Annotated in this window: 18 protein-coding genes; 4 read left to right on the top strand and 14 right to left on the bottom strand. The window is 51.7% G+C overall.

Annotated elements, in window-relative coordinates; all coding sequences use genetic code 11:
- The first annotated feature begins 56 nt into the window (after nucleotides 1–56).
- The 3 genes from ACDC99_RS12145 (at nucleotide 57) to ACDC99_RS12135 (ending at nucleotide 3,508) form a co-directional block, all read left to right on the top strand.
- Nucleotides 57–866 carry a leucine-rich repeat protein gene (locus ACDC99_RS12145; protein WP_370756850.1) on the top strand — a complete coding sequence of 270 codons (810 nt, stop codon included), beginning with the start codon at nucleotides 57–59 and terminating at the stop codon, nucleotides 864–866.
- Nucleotides 867–1,270: 404 nt separating this feature from the next.
- A complete protein-coding gene (gene pta / locus ACDC99_RS12140) occupies nucleotides 1,271–2,281 on the top strand; it encodes a phosphate acetyltransferase (protein ID WP_042518241.1) in 1,011 nt (336 codons plus the stop codon).
- 33 nt (nucleotides 2,282–2,314) lie between these two features.
- Entirely contained in the window at nucleotides 2,315–3,508 is a 1,194-nt protein-coding gene (locus ACDC99_RS12135; protein ID WP_287071649.1) for an acetate kinase, read from the top strand.
- A gap of 104 nt (nucleotides 3,509–3,612) precedes the next feature.
- Here ACDC99_RS12135 and ACDC99_RS12130 read toward each other — a convergent pair whose 3' ends face one another.
- The 5 genes from ACDC99_RS12130 to efp form a co-directional block, all read right to left on the bottom strand.
- Complete coding sequence (locus tag ACDC99_RS12130) at nucleotides 3,613–4,377, bottom strand: UDP-2,3-diacylglucosamine diphosphatase (RefSeq protein ID WP_370756849.1); 765 nt, start codon at nucleotides 4,375–4,377, stop codon at nucleotides 3,613–3,615.
- A gap of 85 nt (nucleotides 4,378–4,462) precedes the next feature.
- Nucleotides 4,463–4,783 carry a DUF59 domain-containing protein gene (locus ACDC99_RS12125; protein WP_022315784.1) on the bottom strand — a complete coding sequence of 107 codons (321 nt, stop codon included), beginning with the start codon at nucleotides 4,781–4,783 and terminating at the stop codon, nucleotides 4,463–4,465.
- 115 nt (nucleotides 4,784–4,898) lie between these two features.
- Entirely contained in the window at nucleotides 4,899–5,597 is a 699-nt protein-coding gene (radC, locus tag ACDC99_RS12120; protein ID WP_370756847.1) for a RadC family protein, read from the bottom strand.
- Nucleotides 5,598–5,614: 17 nt separating this feature from the next.
- Nucleotides 5,615–6,655: a glycosyltransferase family 2 protein gene (locus ACDC99_RS12115; RefSeq protein WP_370756845.1), complete on the bottom strand. Its 1,041-nt coding sequence runs from the start codon at nucleotides 6,653–6,655 to the stop codon at nucleotides 5,615–5,617.
- A 204-nt stretch (nucleotides 6,656–6,859) separates the two neighbouring features.
- Nucleotides 6,860–7,426: an elongation factor P gene (gene efp, locus ACDC99_RS12110; RefSeq protein WP_370756843.1), complete on the bottom strand. Its 567-nt coding sequence runs from the start codon at nucleotides 7,424–7,426 to the stop codon at nucleotides 6,860–6,862.
- Between the two features lie 239 nt (nucleotides 7,427–7,665).
- On the opposite strand from efp, the gene rpmH reads away from it, so the two are divergent.
- Nucleotides 7,666–7,821, top strand: a complete 156-nt coding sequence (gene rpmH / locus ACDC99_RS12105; RefSeq protein WP_013063965.1) for a 50S ribosomal protein L34 — start codon at nucleotides 7,666–7,668, stop codon at nucleotides 7,819–7,821.
- A 252-nt stretch (nucleotides 7,822–8,073) separates the two neighbouring features.
- On the opposite strand, the gene cdaA is transcribed toward rpmH, so the two are convergent.
- The 9 genes from cdaA to ACDC99_RS12060 form a co-directional block, all read right to left on the bottom strand.
- Nucleotides 8,074–8,847 (bottom strand): diadenylate cyclase CdaA, encoded by a 774-nt coding sequence (gene cdaA, locus ACDC99_RS12100; protein ID WP_022315788.1) that lies wholly within the window; start codon nucleotides 8,845–8,847, stop codon nucleotides 8,074–8,076.
- Nucleotides 8,848–8,876: 29 nt separating this feature from the next.
- The gene (locus tag ACDC99_RS12095; protein WP_370756840.1) at nucleotides 8,877–9,758 is read right to left on the bottom strand and encodes a dihydropteroate synthase; all 882 of its coding nucleotides are present in this window, start codon (nucleotides 9,756–9,758) and stop codon (nucleotides 8,877–8,879) included.
- A gap of 42 nt (nucleotides 9,759–9,800) precedes the next feature.
- Nucleotides 9,801–10,514, bottom strand: a complete 714-nt coding sequence (locus ACDC99_RS12090) for a NigD1/NigD2 family lipoprotein (RefSeq protein WP_370756838.1) — start codon at nucleotides 10,512–10,514, stop codon at nucleotides 9,801–9,803.
- Nucleotides 10,514–11,665 (bottom strand): 1-acyl-sn-glycerol-3-phosphate acyltransferase, encoded by a 1,152-nt coding sequence (locus ACDC99_RS12085; protein WP_287071626.1) that lies wholly within the window; start codon nucleotides 11,663–11,665, stop codon nucleotides 10,514–10,516. The genes ACDC99_RS12090 and ACDC99_RS12085 overlap by 1 nt, the downstream gene beginning before the upstream one ends.
- Before the next feature lie 24 nt (nucleotides 11,666–11,689).
- Nucleotides 11,690–12,706, bottom strand: a complete 1,017-nt coding sequence (locus ACDC99_RS12080) for a D-alanine--D-alanine ligase (RefSeq protein ID WP_022315792.1) — start codon at nucleotides 12,704–12,706, stop codon at nucleotides 11,690–11,692.
- Between the two features lie 43 nt (nucleotides 12,707–12,749).
- Nucleotides 12,750–13,808, bottom strand: coding sequence for an RluA family pseudouridine synthase (locus tag ACDC99_RS12075; protein WP_370756836.1), 1,059 nt, complete (start codon nucleotides 13,806–13,808; stop codon nucleotides 12,750–12,752).
- 93 nt (nucleotides 13,809–13,901) lie between these two features.
- A complete protein-coding gene (locus tag ACDC99_RS12070; RefSeq protein WP_288772715.1) occupies nucleotides 13,902–14,597 on the bottom strand; it encodes a PASTA domain-containing protein in 696 nt (231 codons plus the stop codon).
- A 141-nt stretch (nucleotides 14,598–14,738) separates the two neighbouring features.
- On the bottom strand, nucleotides 14,739–15,764 hold the full coding sequence (locus ACDC99_RS12065; RefSeq protein WP_042517114.1) for an IS110 family RNA-guided transposase: 1,026 nt from the start codon (nucleotides 15,762–15,764) through the stop codon (nucleotides 14,739–14,741).
- An 870-nt stretch (nucleotides 15,765–16,634) separates the two neighbouring features.
- Nucleotides 16,635–19,430, bottom strand: coding sequence for a DUF5123 domain-containing protein (locus ACDC99_RS12060; protein WP_370756834.1), 2,796 nt, complete (start codon nucleotides 19,428–19,430; stop codon nucleotides 16,635–16,637).
- Between the last annotated feature and the right edge of the window lie 772 nt (nucleotides 19,431–20,202).

The raw sequence follows: 20,202 nt of genomic DNA, 5'->3' as shown, positions 1-20,202 counted from the left end.
TCGCTTCTGTATCATATTAGGCGCGTAGTTGCGGATTTGAGGAAGGAGATTTTACTATGAAAAGATTTTTATTATCAGCATTGGTTATGTTTTCGGCTTTGGGATGCTTCGCTCAGAAGAGCATCTGCACGATTACCCACAATGAAGGAGAGACTTGGGAGAAGACGTTCACCAGCGAGGAGGCGATGGCCTTCGACTCGGTGGTGGTAAAGGGCTTCATGTCGCGGGACATCATGTATGAGGTGATGCTCATGACCAACAACGGAAAACTGACGGGCGTTGACCTGTCGGGATGTACGATAGAAGACAATACCATTCCGACGGGACTGTTCAGTTCAAACGGCGTGAACTCAGCAGCTCCCCAGAGGACCAAATTCCACGATGGCGAGGGTTACGTGCCGGGCAGAGGCATCGTGGTGCTTGAATATGTCACCTTCCCCGAAAGCCTCAAGAAGATAGGAAGGCAGGCCTTCAACTACTGCCCCCAGCTGGCAGCTATTGAAATCCCGGCTGGCGTAGAGGAAATAGAGGAATATGCTTTCATCAGCTGCGACAACATCAAGAAGTTCGTTGTGCACACCTCTAATCCAGACATCGCGAAGCTTTATTCATTCAACTGCAAATTGGAAAACACCACCCTTTACGTTCCCAAGGGAGCCAAGGAGGCGTTCGCCCAGCATGAGGCGTGGAATCGCTTCGGGGCTATCGTTGAATACGACGACGTGAACGGCATCGGCAGATTGGAGTCAGGTCTCGGCGCTGCCGACGGCAGGATATACACCATCGACGGCAGATATGCCGGCACTGACATCAACGCCCTCGGCCACGGTATGTATATCATGGACGGCAAGAAGGTGGCGAAATAAAGTGACTGATCGGCGTAGCCACGCCGACATGACGAAATAAGTGAAAGGCGGTTGCTCTGTGAATGATGTTCATGGGGCAACCGCCTGTTTCCTTTGGCAACTAAGAAAAGAAGCAGAATCGTTGGGTTAAAAGCCAGACGAAATCCACTCTTCTGAAAATCAGAATCCAAGCAAGCCCTGATTACAGATTTTGGATAATATATATAGGTGATATATATCAAGAAACTGTTTTTTTTGCAAAACAGGGCTTACAAAATTGGAAGAACGGCGATATTTATAAAAAACTCAACAAAACGGCACCACATTAGAAATAAAATGACTACTTTTGCATAACATCTACGATGAACATACATTGAACACCGTACCTGCCTGACAAGACAAACTTATTTAAACACACTATAATCATGGATTTAGTACAATCAATCATCGAGCGCGCTAAAAGCAACAAGCAGCGCATCGTGCTCCCTGAAGCAACAGAGGAGCGTACACTTAGAGCAGCCGACAAAGTGTTGGCAGAGGGCGTGGCAAACATCATCCTCATCGGCAACCCTGCCGAGATCAACTCTCTGGCTGAGAAATGGGGCTTGAAGAACATCGACAAGGCTACCATCATCGACCCGGAGAACAACCCAAAGAGCGAGGAGTATGCCACTCTGCTGGCTGAGCTCCGCAAGAAGAAGGGCATGACAATCGAGCAGGCCCGTGAGCTCGTGAAAGACCCACTCTATCTGGGCTGCATGATCATCAAGACCGGTGATGCTGACGGACAGATCTCCGGTGCACTGAGTACTACCGGCGAGACACTGCGCCCAGCATTGCAGATCATCAAGTGTGCTCCTGGCATCACATGCGTGAGCGGTGCGATGCTTCTCATCACCAAGGAGCCACAGTATGGCGAGAACGGTGTGCTCGTTGTAGGCGACGTTGCCGTTACCCCAATGCCAGACGCACAACAGTTGGCACAGATCGCAGTGTGCACAGCCCAGACAGCAAAGTCTGTTGCTGGTTTCGCTGAGCCACGCGTGGCAATGCTGAGCTTCTCTACAAAGGGCAGCGCGAAGCATGAGGTTGTAGACAAGGTGGTAGAGGCTACCAAGCTTGCCAAGGAGATGGATCCGGAACTGAAGATCGATGGTGAGCTCCAGGCTGACGCCGCTCTCGTTCCATCAGTAGGCGAGAAGAAGGCTCCAGGCAGCGAAATCGCTGGTAAGGCAAACGTGCTTGTATATCCATGCCTCGAGGTGGGCAACATCTCTTACAAGATGGTGCAGCGTCTTGGTGGCGCCGAGGCTATCGGCCCAGTGCTCCAGGGTATCGCACGCCCAGTGAACGACCTGAGCCGCGGCTGCTCGGTAGACGACATCTACAAGCTGGTGGCTATCACCGCTTGTCAGGCTATGGACGCTAAGAATTAATCAAAAGTCTCACTAAAAAACGAATATATCAAAATGAAGATTCTGGTTTTAAACTGTGGTAGCTCTTCTATCAAATATGCTCTCTACGACATGGACACCAAGACTGTAATGACATCTGGTGGTGCGGAGCGCGTGGGACTCGACGGAGCTTTCGTGAAAGTGAAGCTCGCAAACGGCGAGAAGAAGACGGTGATGCACGACATTCCTGAGCACACAGAGGGTGTGAAGTTCATCTTCAGCCTGCTCGTTGACCCTGAAATCGGCGTTATCAAGGATTTGAAGGAAATCGACGCTGTAGGCCATCGCACCGTTCACGGCGGCGAGAAGTTCAACAAGAGCGTTCGTCTCACCGAAGAGGTGCTGAAGGTATACGAGGAGTGCAACGACCTGGCTCCTCTGCACAACCCAGCCAACCTGAAGGGTATCCGCGCCGTTCAGGAACTGATGCCGGAAATGCCACAGGTAGGTGTGTTCGACACAGCATTCCATCAGACAATGCCTAAGGAGGCTTTCATGTATGCCCTTCCTTACGAACTGTATGAGAAGTATGGCGTGCGTCGCTACGGCTTCCACGGAACAAGCCACCGCTACGTGTCACAGCGCGTATGCGAGTTCCTCGGCGTAAAGGCTGAAGGCAAAAAGATTATCACATGCCATATCGGAAACGGTGCGAGCATCGCTGCCGTAAAGGACGGCAAGTGTGTTGACACCTCAATGGGTCTCACTCCTCTGGAGGGACTTATCATGGGTACACGAAGCGGCGACGTTGACGGCGGTGCGCTGACATTCATCGAGAAGAAGCTCGGACTTGATGCCGACGGCCTGTCAGACCTGCTGAACAAGAAGAGCGGTATGCTCGGCATCACAGGCGTCTCTTCTGACATGCGTGAGATCGAGAAGGCTTTCGAGGAAGGCAACGAGCGTGCGAAACTCGCTTTCGACATGTATTTCTACCGCATCCGCAAGTATATCGGTGCATACGCAGCAGCTATGGACGGTTGCGACATCATCGTGTTCACAGCCGGCGTTGGCGAGAACCAGCCAAGTCTGCGTGAGGAAGTATGCAAGAAGCTGACTTACCTCGGAGTGGAAATCGACGTGGAGAAGAACAAGAACCTCCGCGGCAAAGAGGCCCTCATCTCTACTCCAGAGTCTAAGGTGGCAGTATGCGTCATCCCAACCGACGAGGAGCTGATGATCGCTTCAGACACAATGGCGCTGCTCTAACGAGACACCCCACTGCAAAGACATCAATAATAGCAATAAAGGCTGCGAATCTCATCGCAGCTTTTATTGCTATTATTGATATTGATTGATATTGATACTGTATATCACATCTTGCTTTCTCCCTCTACATACTCCTCAAGGAAGATATGTTCCCCGTCGTATACCACATAGGAGAACTGCCATATCCAGTCGCCCAAAATCATCATACGCACCTTGCGCGAGAGCATGAGATCGAGTTCGATATGGCGATGACCATACACGAAATAGTCGATGTTGGGATGGGTCTTCATATACTCCTTGGTGTATCTTACGAGATATTCCTTGTCCTCGCCCATATATGGCGGCTCCTTGCCGTCGGCACGCTTCATGCGGCTTCTCCTCGCCCACTCAAGTCCGAACCACATTCCCCAACGCGGATGCAGCGAACTGAAGAGGTGCTGGCAGAAGCGGTTGTGGAACACCTTGCGTATGAATTTGAAGCGCGAGTCAGGGTCGCCCAGTCCGTCGCCATGAGCCAGATAGAACACCTTGCCGTAGATGTCCACCGTTTCCGGCTTCTTGTGCAGGATGACGCCACACTCCTCCTCCAGATATCCATACATCCAGATGTCGTGGTTGCCGGTGAAGTAATGCACCTCCACTCCCATGTCGGTAAGCTCCGAGAGTTTGCCGAGGAACCGTGTGTAGCCCTTCGGCACCACATATTTGTATTCATACCAGAAGTCGAACATGTCGCCGAGCAGATATATCGCCGACGCCTTATACTTTATGTCGTCGAGAAAGCGCACCAGACGGCGCTCGTGCATTCTGCTGTGGTCTATCGCCAGAGAGCCGAGGTGTGCGTCAGATAGGATGTATACGTTCTTCATAACTTGTGTTTTGAGTGTTATTGACATAGGGTGCAGCGTTTCCGCCGTGCGCGTGCCGTGCGCATGGCGATTCGGGAGGTCTGCGTCAGTCGATTCCCAGTTCGAGACGTGCCTCTTCGCTGAGCATGCTCTGGTCCCAGGCAGGCTCAAACACGAGGTTGACGTTAGCCGACTTCACTCCCTCAAGCGAGTCCACCTTCTGGCGCACGTCCTCCAGGATGAAGTCTGCCGCAGGGCATGACGGAGCGGTGAACGTCATGTCGATGTCCACATTGCCGTCATCTCCCACCTCAATCCTGTATATGAGTCCGAGGTCATAGATATTCACTGGTATTTCCGGGTCGTAGACGGTCTTCAACACGTCAACGATTCTTCCCTCTATCCTTGTCTTTTCTTCTTGTGTCATACTTAGATAATTAAATTAAATACAAAGATAGCGAAATAAATCAAAAATGAAGAATTAAGCTTGAAGAATATTTCCCGACAGCGGGAAATCATGGGCTTATGAGGCAGCGCACAAGCTATCTGTCGAGTTTTCCGTTCTCCATATAGCTGTAGTAGTCGCTGTCTGTAATCACGAGGTGGTCGAGCATGTATATCCTCATGGTCTCACAAGCCTTCTGCAGACGCTGCGTTATGCGGTCGTCGTCGCCGCTGGGCCGCGGATTGTTGCTCGGGTGGTTGTGGCATAGAGCCACTACGGTGGCATTGCAGAGCAGTGCCTCCCTCAGCACTATCCGCACATCGACAGAGGTCTCGCTTATCCCGCCGCTCGAAATCCTGACGGTCTTTATGAGTTTGAAGTTCTGGTTGAGCAGGAGCACCCACGCCTGCTCCGTTGCGAGGTCCTGCATCTTGGGACGCATATACTCATATATCGCCTCTGCCGAATCCATACGCTGGCGCTCTTCCGCCTTCTCGCTCTGGCGGCGCTTGCCCAGTTCGCAGGCAGCAAGGATGGTGATGGCCTTGGCTGGTCCGAGTCCCTTGTATCTCGCTTCGGTAAGCTCACTGATGCTCTTCTTGCCGAGGGTGTTGAGATTGTTGTTGCAGTCGCCGAGCACGCGCTTCATCAGTTCCACGGCTGTCTCCTCCGGCGAACCAGACCCTATGAGGATGGCGAGGAGCTCAGCATTGGTGAGCGCCTCCGCGCCGAGTCTCATGAGTTTCTCCCTCGGTCTGTCTTCTTCTGCCCATTGTGTGATGTTGAGTTTTTCCATAGTCAGACGGGGTGGAATCATTTATAGAATGTCTTCTCAAAAGCCTGGAACTCGTCTTTGCCCAACACGCAGCGTTTCCACCATGCCGAAAGGAATCCGCATCCATATCCCATCAGCTGCACGAAGGCGGCGGCGATGCTCATCCCACCGATTTTGGCGCTGCGGTATTGCTTTGTGGCATCGATGAATATCAACACGCAATATGCCAGGATTGGCAGCCACGGAGCGGCACACAGCCAATACCAGCGGTCGATGTCGTCGTAGTGCATCAGCAGTCTGCCGACGGCTGACGTGAGCACGAGAAGGATAACGCCCACGGTGAATACCATCGGGAGCAGATGCACGAGCTTCAGCGACTCCGGGTATTTCTTGTATAGGTTGATGCGCGCTATGCCGCTGTTGTATACCTGGCGGAAGAACTTGCGGAAGTCGGTACGGCGCTTGTGCCACACCCATGATTCGGGAAAGAGGCGGCATCTGCATCCTGCCTTGAAGATCCGGATGCTGAAGTCTATGTCTTCGCCGAAGCGCATCTTGGAGAATCCTCCCAACTTGTTGTATACGTCTCTCCTCACTCCCATGTTGAAGGAGCGCGGATAGAACTTGTCGAGCTTTTTCTTCTTGCTGCCGCGTATTCCGCCGGTGGTGAAGAAGCTGGTCATTGAATAGCTTATCGCCTTCTGCGTGTCGGTGAACGACGGATGGGCGCAATCCGGTCCGCCGAAAGCGTCGGCAGGCTCACGCTGCAGTTCCTCGCTCACGCTGCTGATGTATCCCGGCGGCAACACCACGTCGGAGTCGAGAATCAACACGTAGTCGCCTTTGGCACGCTCCACTCCATAATTGCGGCTCTGTCCGGGTCCGCCGTTCGGCTTCATATAATAATGCAGGTCGAGGGCATCGGCGTATCTGTCGCACACTTCCTTGCACGGCTTGCTGCTGCCATCTTCAACGATGACCACCTCAAAGTCTTTCTCTGTCTGCTCGACGAGACTTGCGAGCAGTTCGTCTACCTCGTCGGGACGGTTATATACTGGAACAATAATGGAGTATTTCATATCTGTTGTGTCAAGGGCTTCTGTTTTGTTGCTGCCACCATAATTTCCCCTTCGGGTATCATGGCGACATTCTTAGTGTTTGCCCGTATGGGCATGGAAACAAAAAATGGTGAAGCTCCAGCAGCCAGCCCACTCGTAGCAGGACACCATTGGATTCTTCACCACTTGTATGTCATCCGTCAATAAGACTCTTGTCAACGGTCATTATTCCTTCACGCGGCTCAGATAGCTACCGTCGCGAGTGTCAACCTGGATAAGGTCGCCCTCGTTGATGAAGAGAGGCACGCGGATCTCTGCACCGCTCTCTACTGTAGCAGGCTTTGTAGCGTTGGTAGCTGTATCGCCCTTGATTCCCGGCTCGCTGTGAACCACGCGGAGGTTTGTCTTTACAGGCATCTCGGCATAGAGCACTGTGTCTGTGTCAGCATCAGAAACAACTTCCACGATGTCTGACTCCTTCATGAACTCAACTCCTGACACGAGCTCTGCAGGGATAGGAGCCTGGTCGTATGTCTCCTGATTCATGAAGATATAGTCCTCTCCCTCTTTGTAGAGATACTGGTATGGGCGACGTGTGATAGAAACATCCTCAAGTTTCTCGCCGATATTGTAACGACGCTCAAGCACACGACCGTCTGTAACGTTCTTCAACTTGATGTTCATGATGGTGTTTCCCTTACCTGGCTTGCGGTGCTGGAAGTCGATGCAAACCCAAATGCCGCCGTCCATACGAACAGCAACGCCTTTCTTAATGTCCTGTGAATTAATCATTTTGTTTTATTGCTTATAATTTATAATCTCATTTCTGAGGCTGACCTCTCCTCCTCAACAGTCATAACACCGTCAGAGATAGCGATTTTGCCTGTTTCCGACTGCAAAGTTACAACAAATTCAGAAAAAACCATAAAAGAAGTGCGCAAAAATCCGTTTACCTTTGGTTAAATCAAAAGAAATGAGTACTTTTGCAGCCCAAAGTGTATAAACAATAACAATAAATAAAATAAAAAACGATGAAAAGAACATTTCAGCCACACAACAGAAGACGTGTGAACAAGCACGGTTTCCGTGAGAGAATGGCAACAAAGAACGGTCGCCGCGTGCTCGCTGCACGTCGCGCAAAGGGTCGCAAGAAGCTTACTGTTTCTGACGAGAACCACGGCAAGTAATTTGCGCGCCTTTATCCAAAGAAAGGAAAACAGCAGAGGAGAACATCGGCATCACGCTGAATGTTCTCCTCTGCTTTTTTATTGTATCATCAAATCGGACTTATTATCCATCCAACCGGACTATATTATCGGATCATCCAACCGGACTGAATTATCAGACAAGCATATCATACCCTATTGACGGACAAGCATATCGGACCCACTTATCAGACAGGACGCGATACGGTCCCGTCAGCCCATGGTGTCTGTGCATCAGCCCAACAGTTCCTTGGTCAGTATGCTCTCAAGCAGCTCGCCTGACAAACGCAGGCGGAACTCGCCCTTGATAGCCACGGAGATGCCTCCCGTTTCTTCAGACACCACCACGGCGATGGCATCGCTATCCTGCGATATGCCGAGGGCTGCACGATGGCGCAGTCCGAGCTCCTTGGGTATGTCCACGCTGTGGCTCACCGGCAGGATGCAGCCGGCAGCACGGATACGGCGTTTCGACACCACCATCGCACCGTCGTGGAGCGGTGAGTTCTTGAAGAAGATGTTCTCTATAAGCCGCTGGTTGATATTGGCGTCTATGATGTCGCCGGTCTCTATGATATCGTCGAGCGACACCATACGCTCTATCACGATGAGCGCTCCCACCTTGCCGCGGCTCATGTTGATACACGCCATCACGATTGGCATGATGGCTGTCTTGTCCATATCCTTCTTGTTCTTGCTGCCCGACGAGAAGAGGCTGGCGAAGCGTCTCATCCGCTGATGCGCTCCGAGCGAATACAGAAACTTTCGTATCTCCTCCTGGAAGATGATGATGAGGGCTATCACTCCCACGCTCACCAGCTTGTCCATGATGCTGCCCAGCAGTCGCATCTCGAGCACCTGGCTCACGAAGAGCCAGATCACCACAAACACGATGATGCCGATGAACACGTTGAGCGAACGCGACTCCTTCATCAACCGATACAGATAGTATAGCATCATGGCGACGCATACTATGTCTATTATGTCTTTTATTCCAAATTCAAACATCCGTTTTTCTCCTTATTATATATATAGGCTCATTCTCCGCATCCGAGCATCTTCTCCACAATCTTCACCGTCTCCACGCATGGCTTCACGTCGTGTACCCTCAATATCGAGGCTCCCTTGAGCAGCGACAGCGTGTTGACGACGGTAGTGCCGTTCAGCGCTTCGGCAGGAGTGGAATCCAGGAGTCTGCATATCATCGACTTTCTCGATGCCCCCACGAGGACGGGCAGTCCGAAAGCCTTCAGTTCGTCCATCCGCTGCAGCAGTATATAGTTCTGGTCGAGCGTCTTTCCGAATCCGAAGCCCGGGTCGAGGATGATATCCTTGACTCCCAGGTCGCGGAGCATCTGCACCTCTCTCGCCAGGTTTATCATTATGTCGCCCATCTCTCCATGGGTAGACATGAGGATATATGGCACACCGAGCTTTGCCACCATGCGGAAGATGGCGGGATACCTGCTGTCGTCGCTCTCCGTCTCTCCGTTAGGATTCGTGGCATCGGCGCCTCCGAAGGCTCCGTTGATGTTTCCCTCGGAAACGTCGTTGATTATAGCCGCCCCGAACTCCTCCACTGCCATCCGGGCTATCTCCGGACGGAAGGTGTCGATGCTGAGCACTGCATCAGGCTGCTGTCCTCTCACTATCGTCAGGGCACGCCTCATTCTCTGCATCTCTTCTTCTGCCGTCACCTGTGCCGCTCCGGGCCTTGTGGAGAAGGCTCCGATGTCTATCATGCTGCCGCCCTCCGTCACAATCTGGTTGGCGCGGTCGGCGATGTCGCGTTCCGTCTGCTTGCGGCTTCCCTCATAGAAGGAGTCTGGAGTGGCGTTCAGAATTCCCATCACCTGCGGATTTGAGAGGTCGATGAGTCTGCCGTTGGCATTGATTGTATAATTTGGTAATCCTTTCATTTCTTTCTTTTCATTTGTCTTGTCATGGCTGGTTGGCACCGCCTATGGCTGGAATGTGCGGCTGACCACTCCCTTGTATGTGTTCACGCTCACCTCTATCTCGTCGCCGTCGCCAAGCTTCACCGGCAGTTCGTCGAGCGACAGACTGACATACAATGGTGTGGAATAGTATTGCGGCACTCCGTTCTGCGAGTGTGCCAGCATGAAGGAATGGCGCTGCGCTCCGCCGTCGAGCGTAGTGCTGCCGGTATAGACCCAACCTATCGCCTGCGCTGCCACATTACCGTCTGTTGTACCGGTTTTCAGTTGCAGTCCCAGGTTTATATACTTGTGGTTGTTGCTTCTCCATGCCGTTTCCATCACCACGGGGTCGGTGGGCAAATCGGTTGCCAATGCCATGCGGTTCACCACCTTAGGCATCAGCACCCTGCCAATCGCCACGGGGCGCACAGTAGCCTCAACGGCAGATTCAGGCAGCCGGGCGGCATCATAATAGAGCAGCGCACGGCACACGGTGTCTGGCGCTGACCATCCTGCCGCTATCACCGGCTGGAGTGTCAGCGAGAGGTCGTCGTCGGTGATTGCCGCCGTGAACTTGCCGTCGTGGTCGGCGAACGCCTTCACGAAGTCGGCACGCATATACGACAGACTGCCGTCGCCGGTGTCGTAAGCATCGCTGCTGCAAGCCGAAACGGCGAGAGCGAGCATCACCATACCGGCGGCGGCAGTCGTTATGTGTCGTAGAATCGTCATCATCAATCGGTTACGGCAAGGCTGTTTCTTGCCGGGTTAGCATACATGGTGAGCATCCGTTCTCTCAGGAACGCCTCATCCTTGTTCGGGATGTCAATCCTGGCAATCTGTCCCTGCAGATATTTCTCAAACGCCGCCTTGTCATCAGCCGTATATCTGCCGGCATGCGCCTCATTGCCTTCGAGCATGTCGAGGGCGATGTAGTTTGAAGGATACAGGCGGTAGTTCCTGAATATCTCCTTGTCGATATGTTCGGCAATGACGTCAAACACCTTCGTCTTCGGAATATCCGGCGACAGGTTGTCGAGGAACCCGTCGATACACGGCGCGCAGTGGTAATGCACACCTCCCTTGTATCCCATGATGCCGGTGCGCATGCTGTTCACATCGTCGAGCGCCGTCTTCTTCCATCCCGGCACGTCGCGCCTGAGCTGGAACTCGGCAGCCTTCAGGAAGTCGCACGGGTCGTATTCGTAGGATATGGCGAGCGGCACGATATGCAGCTGGCGCAGACGGTCAACGGGGCTTCCCTCCCCTCCCATCGCCATCATCTTGAGGATGGACGGCTGTGTGCGGTCGTTGGAGTCTTTGGCTCTGCCTTCGCGCTGCGCAATCCAGATGTTGTCGTTCTTCTCGCCCACCACGTAGTGCATATACTCCGCCATCTTCTTGCTCGCCATGAGGAACTCCCTCGGCGAGAGCGAGCGCTGCACGATGAACGACTTGTTGAGTCTTACGAGGTCTTTCACCCATGGCAGCGACAGCAGATTGTCGCCGATGGCAATCTCGCATGTGGTGTTGAAGCCAGCGTCATAGAGCAGCACGTCGAGGAGCGCCGAATCGAGCACGATGTCGCGATGGTTGCTCACAAAGGTGTAACGCTTCGTCACGTCCACCGCCTCCACATTCATGTCGAACCCCTTGCTTGCCTTTGCCATAAGGTCTTTCAGAAAACCATAGCAGAAAGCGAGCTGGAACTCCAGGTTCGTCTTGCATGCCATCATCTTTGTCTTTACCGCCTCCAGTGGCACTCCCGGATAAAGATATCCGAGCACCTGTTGAAACTGTGCGTCCGAGAGCAGGCGTTCAAAGGCTGCAGGCAGCTCTTCGGGGTCGAAAGGACGTATATCGTCGTAAATGGATGGAGTCTTCATAATGAATAGTATTATGTATTATCGTTATCTGAACTGGTTCTCCACGATGTCCGTCAGCACATCCGTCATGTTCAGTCCGGCTGCCTTCACCTGCTGTGGTATGAAGCTGGTGGCGGTCATTCCCGGTGTGGTGTTTATCTCTATCATGTTCACCTTGTCCACCTCTTCGCCGTTGCTTCCCACTCCACGGCTGATGATATAGTCGATGCGGATAATACCGTTGCAGTGCAGGATATCGTAGATCCGGCTCGTTATCTCCTTCACGCGTGCCGTGGTCTCCTCACTGAGGCGTGCCGGTGTTATCTCCGTCACCTTGCCGTTGTATTTGGCGTCGTAGTCGAAGAACTCGTTCTGTGTCACCACCTCGGTAGCCGGGAACACCACGCTCTTCTCGCGTGTCTTGTAGCAGCCGATGGAGATTTCCGTTCCTTCGATGAATTTCTCCACCATCACGTCGTCGCTCTCCATTATTGCCTTGCGGATGGCTGGGGCGAGCTGGTCTTTGTTCTTCACCTTCGACACACCGAAGCTGCTGCCGTCGGCTGCCGGCTTCACGAAGCATGGCATACCGATCTTCTCCTCTATCTCATCGTCGGAAACGAGAGTCTCGTAGCCTTTGCGGATGAGCAGGCTGTCGGCAACGCTCACTCCATAGCCGCGCAGATACTGGTTGAGCACGAACTTGTCGAAGGTCATTGCCTCTACGAGCACTCCGCTTGTGGAATAAGGCAGATGGATGAGTTCGAAATATCCTTGCAGGATACCGTTCTCGCCCGGTGTGCCGTGGATGGTGATGTAGGCATAGTCGAACTGCACGAACTTTCCGTTGTCCATAAACGAGAAGTCGTTGCGGTCGATGGGTGCCCATGTGCCGTCGGCGAGTTCCACGCGCCAGTTGTAGCCTTTCATCTCAACGATATATACATCGTAGCGCTCCTTGTCGAAGAAAGAATAGAGTCCCTGTGCCGAGCGCATTGACACGTCATGCTCTGATGAGTCGCCACCACAGACGATGGCTATCGTACGTTTAAGATTTTTCATAATGATGAATATTTTAATGTTGTTATTTTCCGTTTTATTGTTTTCATTCTCTCACCGGCACCCTCTTCTGCCATTTCTCTATCAGCATCTGCATGTCGTCGGGCAGTTCTGACGTGAAGTCCATCTGCTGTCCCGTCTTGGGATGCACGAAGCCGAGTGTCTTGGCATGCAGGGCCTGGCGTGGACATATCTTGAAGCAGTTGCGCACGAACTGCTGGTATGTGCCGCAGCGCTCGCCTCTCAATATCTCGTTGCCGCCGTATCTCTCGTCGCTGAAGAGCGGATGGCCGATATGCTTCATGTGTGCCCTGATCTGATGCGTGCGCCCCGTTTCGAGGATACACTCCACGAGGGTGACGTAGCCGAAGCGCTGCAACACCCTGTAGTGGGTCACCGCCGGTTTGCCGATTTCGGAGCCGGGAGGGAACACTGTCATGCGCAGACGGTCTTTGGGGTCGCGGCCGATGTTTCCTTCTATGCGTCCGTCGTCCTCCACGAAGTTGCCCCACACCAGGGCGTTGTAGCTGCGGTGGGTGGTCTTGTTGAAGAACTGCACTCCGAGCTTTGTCTTGGCGAGTGGCGTCTTTGCCACCACGAGCAGTCCGCTGGTGTCTTTGTCTATCCTGTGCACGAGTCCCACTTCGGGGTCGTTGGGGTCGTAGCCGGGCACATCCCTGAGGTGCCACGCCACGGCGTTGACGAGTGTGCCGTGATAGTTGCCGCATCCGGGATGCACCACCATTCCGGCGGGTTTGTTTATAACCATCAGCTCGGAGTCTTCATACACCACGTTGAGCGGTATCTCCTCCGGCTCTATGCTGCTGTCGTATTGCGGACGGTCGAGCATCAGTGTGATGACATCACCCGGGCGCACCTTGTAGTTGCTCTTCACCGGCTTTTCGTTCACATGCACGAAACCGGCGTCTGCCGCCTTCTGTATCCTGTTGCGGCTTGTATGCTGCAGGTGTTCGCACATGAACTTGTCGATGCGCAGCGGCACCTGTCCTTTGTCCACTACCAACCGCTGGTGTTCGTAGAGCTGTCCGTTCTCGTCGTCGGTCAGTTCTTCCTCGGTTGCCGGTATCATGGAGTCTTCTATCATTGTCTGTATTCCGTCGTTTTGTTGTCATTGTGCCAGTGCCGCTGTCGGCGCCCGGCTTGTCTTCTCGCTGTAGGGATTACGGTCTGCCGGTTTTTATTCCGGACCATTCACCACCTCGAAGTCGTCGTGGCCTCCCTCTCCTTCTATCACACCGCCGTCGGTATGGGTTGCCGTAGAGTCGCCGTCGTTAGGCATATATTCAGGATCGGTGTATATTATGTCGTCGTCCATGTTCATCACTCCGTCGCCCACCTGTATCGTCAGCACGTCTTCGATAGACACTTTCTGTCCGTTTCTCAGGTTCTGTCCGTGACACACCACTCCATACACCCAGTCTTTCTCTCCCGACACATACTGTGGCGGTCCCACCTTGAATCCCATGGCTATCAGGTTTGCCCTTGCCTCCCGGTAGGAGTTGTTGTCGATGATGTCTGGGAGCGTGAGCATCGGCGAGTGTGTGGAGTTTATCACCACATACACCACTCTGCCTCTCTTCACCTTCGACCCGGGTGCGAGCATCTGGTCGAGCACGCAGTCGGGCGGCAGCGTCTTCACATATCCCGTGTCCACCACCTGTATGTCGAGGCCCCTGTTGGAGAGCAGCTGTTCGGCATCGCTGAACACCTTGTGTTTCACATCCGGCACCACTATCTCCTCACCGTGATGAGTGTATAGGTCGAGTCCGAACTTAACGCCGAGGCAAAGCAGCACCACAACGATAAGCATAGCTCCGATGTTAGCCCAGAACTTGCCGCTCATCAACTTTCTGAAGAATTCGTTTGCCGTCATTTAATAATTATCTGTCTTGTTTTTACCTTTATATTGGCAAAGATAGTGAAAACGAAGACAATACCAAAATAAAATCTTTTATTTTTTATCCCAAATCGCTTTCTATGTTAATATCCAAATGTTTTGACCATTATTTTCAATTTATGCTGAGATTTTATATTCAGGGGTGAATGTTTGGCGATTTCTGACCATGGCTGTGACCAAATGTACAAGTTTGTTCTTGACATTGTTCAGTGCAACCTGCTTCTTCTTTCCTCGTTCTACGAGGCGCATGTAGTACCTCGCCATAATGGGATTGAAGTTGACGGCAGCTAGTGCCGCTTGCGTCAGCATGGCCTTTATCTGGCGGTTAGCCATATAATGTACATGCGGATCGGAATGCACACTGGTTCCCGAATCTTTGCCAAATGGAGCTAGGCCGTAATAGCAGGCAATCTTGCGTGAGTCGTAGTTGAAACGCCGGAAGTTGTCGGTGTACACCATCAGGCACACAGCGTTCTGCGTTCCTATGCCAGGCACCGAGGTCACGATGGTGAACACCTCGGTGAGTTCCTCGTCCGACTTGATGAGATCGGCAATGCGCTTATCTATCTTCTCTATCTCCTTATTGAGTTCAGAGACGATGTGCCGTCCGCTCTGCGAAATCATTGTCTTGACTGGCGACTTCTCCATAGTGAGTCGCTTTTCGCCTCTACGCACCTGGAAACTGCATCTGTGTCTTACGATCATCTGACGGTATAGGAACAGCTCACGCAGTTGTGTAAGCGACTCGCTAAGAGGCTCGTACATAACGGCTTTATCGTAATTCCTCATGGCGTATTCTGCAATCATCGAGGCGTCAGCACGGTCAGACTTCAATCGTCTAAGACCAGATGCGTCTTTGATGCTCTTTGCGTTCTCAAGCCACATGTCGTAGCCTTTACCGTAGAGGAAGTTGCACAGTCCCTTGCTGTAGTCGCCCGTGTTCTCGCCACAGAAGAGCCACAAGGACGAGTCGATACCGCAGGAATTCTGCTCAACCCACTTGACCAACTGCCTATAGCCAGACACGGTTGTCTTGAACTCGTTGAACACTCTAGCAGCGGTTTCTGCCAGTCCGTCTGCAAAAAGGATAGCCACATCAACTTTTTCTTTCGAAAAATCAACTCCGATAAATAAATTCTTCATAACTTTGTACGAGTTATATTGTGTAGAATTGGTCAATAGTTGTATGGACTAACACTCTAACAAGGCTCAGAGCCGATAACTTTCTATCTGGTCTTTGCAACTATGTCGATGAGGACCTAAACGATTTATAGCTTTACGGCTGGGTCATTAGCTGGTTTACCTCTTCGACAGACCGATTCTACCTTTTTACAACAAAGGTACGAAACTGTCTTTAGCAATCATAGTTTTACCTTGATTATTTTGGAGTTTATGCGACTTCGTCGCAATCTTCTGCAAACTTAGAGGTCATTAGGGCTTAAGCCATGATTTTTCGAAAGTAATATGAGTAAAAGTCGTCAATATCGCTGATTCTTAGTAAAATCAAGAATTGCGAAAAAACTGTCAGACCATCTGGTTTTTCGCTGTAATGTTCTGGCAAACAGAGAGTTGACTGTCTGGCGATTGTCAGCCAATTGTCTGGATGGTTTTGCTGACGAAAGGAATTGTCAGATGTGAGGAATTCAGACGACGGGAATTGGATGCGTTGGCAGAATCCTGAAAACAGGAATATGGGTGTTACAATATTAACTTATTGGGCACACGTCTGACTGCAATTCTGCCCAACAGGGGCAAGCACGTTACCCATGATGGGCAAGCACGTTGCCCCACTTGGGCAAGCAGCGTGCCCAATTTTAACCCAAATCGGCCGTTAGGGCTTGCTTGGATTTTGGTATTTTAGAAGAGTGGATTTTGTTTGGCTTTTAACCCAACGATTCTGCTTCTTTTCTTAGTTGCCAAAGAAAACAGGCGGTTGCCCCATGAATATCATTCACAGAGCAACCGCCTTTCACTTATTTCGTCATGTCGGCGTGGCTACGCCGATCAGTCACTTTATTTCAAAACCACCTTCTTGCCGTTGTGGATGAAGATGCCCTTCTGAGGAGCAACCACACGAACGCCCTGCAGAGTATACCATGCGGCATCGTCGGCAGCGGCAGCATCAACGCCACTGATAGAGAGAGTCAGCTTGTAGGTCTCCTCGGCAGCCTTAAGGTCTTCGAGAGCCTTCTCCACATCTTCGAGAGTAGCGTCAGCGTTGTCGCAAACGCCCTGCGCCTTGTCGATGGCAGTCTTGAGAGCATTGGCATCAGCGTCGGCCTCAGTGTCCTTGCCCTCTATCAGAGCATTGGCTTTCTGAATCTCGGCAGCCAGTTCCGCTCTTGCCACACTCATGGCGTATGCCTCCTCGGCAGCCTTCAGCTTCTCGATGGCAGCGTTAACCTCAGCCTTTGTCTCGGCAGAATCGTAAACGCCCTGAGCCTCGTCGATGGCAGCCTTGAGAGCCTTTGCATCCTCGTTGTTCTCCACATCGGCATCACCGAGCAGAGCGGTAGCCTTAGCTATTTCCTCAGCCAGGAGAGCCTTCTCGGCAGTGATGTCCTCCGGCACGTATTCCACTAGCCAGCGAGAGTCGCCGATCTGGAATTTAGCCTGCTGCGAAGAGGCAGCCACGGTGAAGTCACCGTTTGCCGCATCAGCGAAACCAGGGTCTGTGTTGTGTGATGTGGCGGTCTGGTCAGAACCCTGCTTTGTCTCGTCGGTCCAGCCGACCTGCTCAGCGCCGGCATTGATATATGTGTTGTTCTCATAAACCACGGTAGGATTGTTGGAGTTCTGTCCTCCGAGCCATCCGCGCACCTCATTGCCGTCCTGTGTGCAGTTGGCAATGATGGAGTTCTTGAGAGTCAGAACGAGAGACTTCTGTCCCTTGCCCTGGAAGTTGTTGAACTGCTTGCCTACAGCCACCTGATAGAGAGTGGAGTTTGTGATAGAAGTAGCCTGCTTGTATTCCACCTGGTCACCGTCGAGGTCTCTCACTCGGCCGGCGGTCTTGATAAGCTGTCCTGTGTGTCCCGCTTTAGACCAGAGAGTGGAGTTGCTGATGCTGAGAGAAGCAGGATAGCCCTTAAAGTCGAACACGTTGGCAGAGCCCACGAGTTCCACATTGGCATTCTCTACCACTACCTCACCGACGTAAGACTTCTGTGCGTCGTTGAGCAGAGATGTAGAGAGCGAACTGATCTTTACGTTCTTTACAGCCACGATGTCAACGCCCTTGTAGCCGGCGTTCACCGTTCCGTCCTGATTGAAAGCCGGCTGGATGCCGCCTTCTATCTTCACGAGAGGTTCTGTGAGAGCGCTGGCGTCGATTGTGGCAGGAGCCGTGGCATCGCCGAGAATCTGGACAGAAGCCGGTGAAGAGATAGCCTTGCTCACGGTATATGCACCGTTGGCAGCGAGGTTAAGAGTCACGCTGCCCACCTTGTCGCCGGTAGCCGTCACAGCCTCTGTCTCCTCTGCCACCACTGCGGCGAGGTCTTTTCCTGTTTCCACATCCTTGTTAATCTGAATCCATCTGGCATTGCGGGTGATGGATACAGGCTGGAACTGGGCATTGTCGTTGTAGCGGCTGATAACGCCGAGGATGTCGTATGTGGCATCGGCAACAGGTTCGTCGATGGTCAGACCGAACTGGTTGTAGCCGGCAACGGCAGCCTCATCCTTCTTGATTTCAAAATTCCTGCTGTCGGCAGCCGGTGCGGTATAGGTAACGCCCTTGAGCACAGCCACCTTGTTAGCGTTCTCCAGTGTAACGTCGGCTGGTGTCACCTCATCGTATGTCAGTTCGTCTTTCACTCCCTCAACGGCAGTGAGCGCAGTAGTAGGAACCACCTCGAAGAGACCCTTGTAGAAGGAGACCTTGCCCTGCCATCCGGCAGTGATATGCTGTCCCGGCTCGAAGGTGAAGCCTCCGGCAACGTCGTATGCGAAGGTAACGCCGGTAGCGTCTTTCAGATAGAGATGCTTGGCTGTAGGAGCGGCTGTAACGACAGCCTCACCGCCAAACACGAATTCGGTGCCATCGGCAAGCTGTGTCAGTTCGGCGATGTTTGCCACCGTCGGGATGGCAACGAACTGCATTGTTGCCACTGCGCTTGCATCCTTTCCCTTATATGCTATAGCCTTGACGGTTGCTGTGGCATCGAGAGAGAACGGAGCGGTATACTCCGTGCTTGCATCCGTAGGATCGGTTCCGTCGAGGGTGTAGTATATCTTGGCATCTGCTGTAGAGCATGCCAGGGTCACTGTGGTAGTGCCGATGAACGGTGTCGTTCCCTCGATGGTAGGAGTGGCTACCGAAGCGGCTGTTCCCTCAACGATTGTCAACTCAGTGATGTAGGCGCGCTTTCCGGCAGTAGCGATGGTGATGGAATTCACCGTGGTGTTGCCATCCATCGTCACTGAGTATTCACTCACCTCGTCGGTCAATTCCGCAAATTCAGTACCAGCCACTTCCAGTGTCTTCTCGGTATTCTTATACCACATTGCCTTGAACTTGATTGCTGTAGGCTTTGCTGGAGCAGCGAGGTTGAGGGTCATGGATCCCGGCTTGGAACTTGCTCCGAGCTTGAGTCCTCTGCCCTTGCGGGCGAGGTAGACATTATTAGCATCGGTAATGCTTTTAAGATTTTCGGAACCAGATTTCACGATTTCTTCCATCGTTGTAATCTTCGTCGACGAATCACTGGTTCCAGTGCCTTCATTGAAGACAATCACCTTGTCTGCCGACATTCCCATCACGAAGCATAACAGGAACGTCCAGATTAGTAAAAGTTTTTTGTTCATAGAATTAAGTGTTTGAATTAAATTTTAAAGAGATCAGTTTTATCGTAAAGCCGAAGCTTAGCTTTGGCAAAGTTAATGCAAGGCGAGAGGAGAACGAAATGAATCCATCATTCATTTCTTATCCCGAGCCGAAGCTTAACTTATGCAAAGTTAATGCAAGGCGAGAGGAGAACGAAATGAATCCATCATTCATTTCTTATCCCGAGCCGAAGCTTAACTTATGCAAAGTTAATAAAAATCAAGACAGGTTGTTCCCTTTACATACAAATTCTTAGACGGGTATGTATAAAAAAACTTAGCCAACGCTTCACAGCGCCAGCCAAGCAACTAATTAATAGACATATTTATAAAAAGGAACGTTATCTAAATTCATGTAAGCAAGATAAAGTCCGCATTGTCATTACTGTAGATGTGACAAGTTGACGAGGGGACAGGCTGATTGAATATGTCAGAAAGCGTTGTCGACGTTTGTAGAAACGTGAAAAACCATGTATCTATCCGCTCGCCTACTTGTCCACTACAGAACATGATAAAAACTTTATCGCTGTAAAGATACCCAAAACTTCACAGCCCTTGCTTGTATTTCATTGATATAACGGCCATTTTCTATTTTTAATGCATGAGAAAGTCTTAAAAGGTATTAAAATTAGTACACATAAAACCGACATGTTTTTTATGGTTTTCTTCTGCAAAAGCATGCAATTGTTGTCTGCTGACGAGTTTATTTAACCCAAATCGGTCATCAGACCGTCCTGTGTAATTATTCTATGAC

It is taken from the genome of Prevotella pectinovora, assembly GCF_041323955.1.
GTDB lineage: Bacteria > Bacteroidota > Bacteroidia > Bacteroidales > Bacteroidaceae > Prevotella > Prevotella pectinovora.
This window is presented reverse-complemented; position numbering and strand designations above follow the sequence as displayed.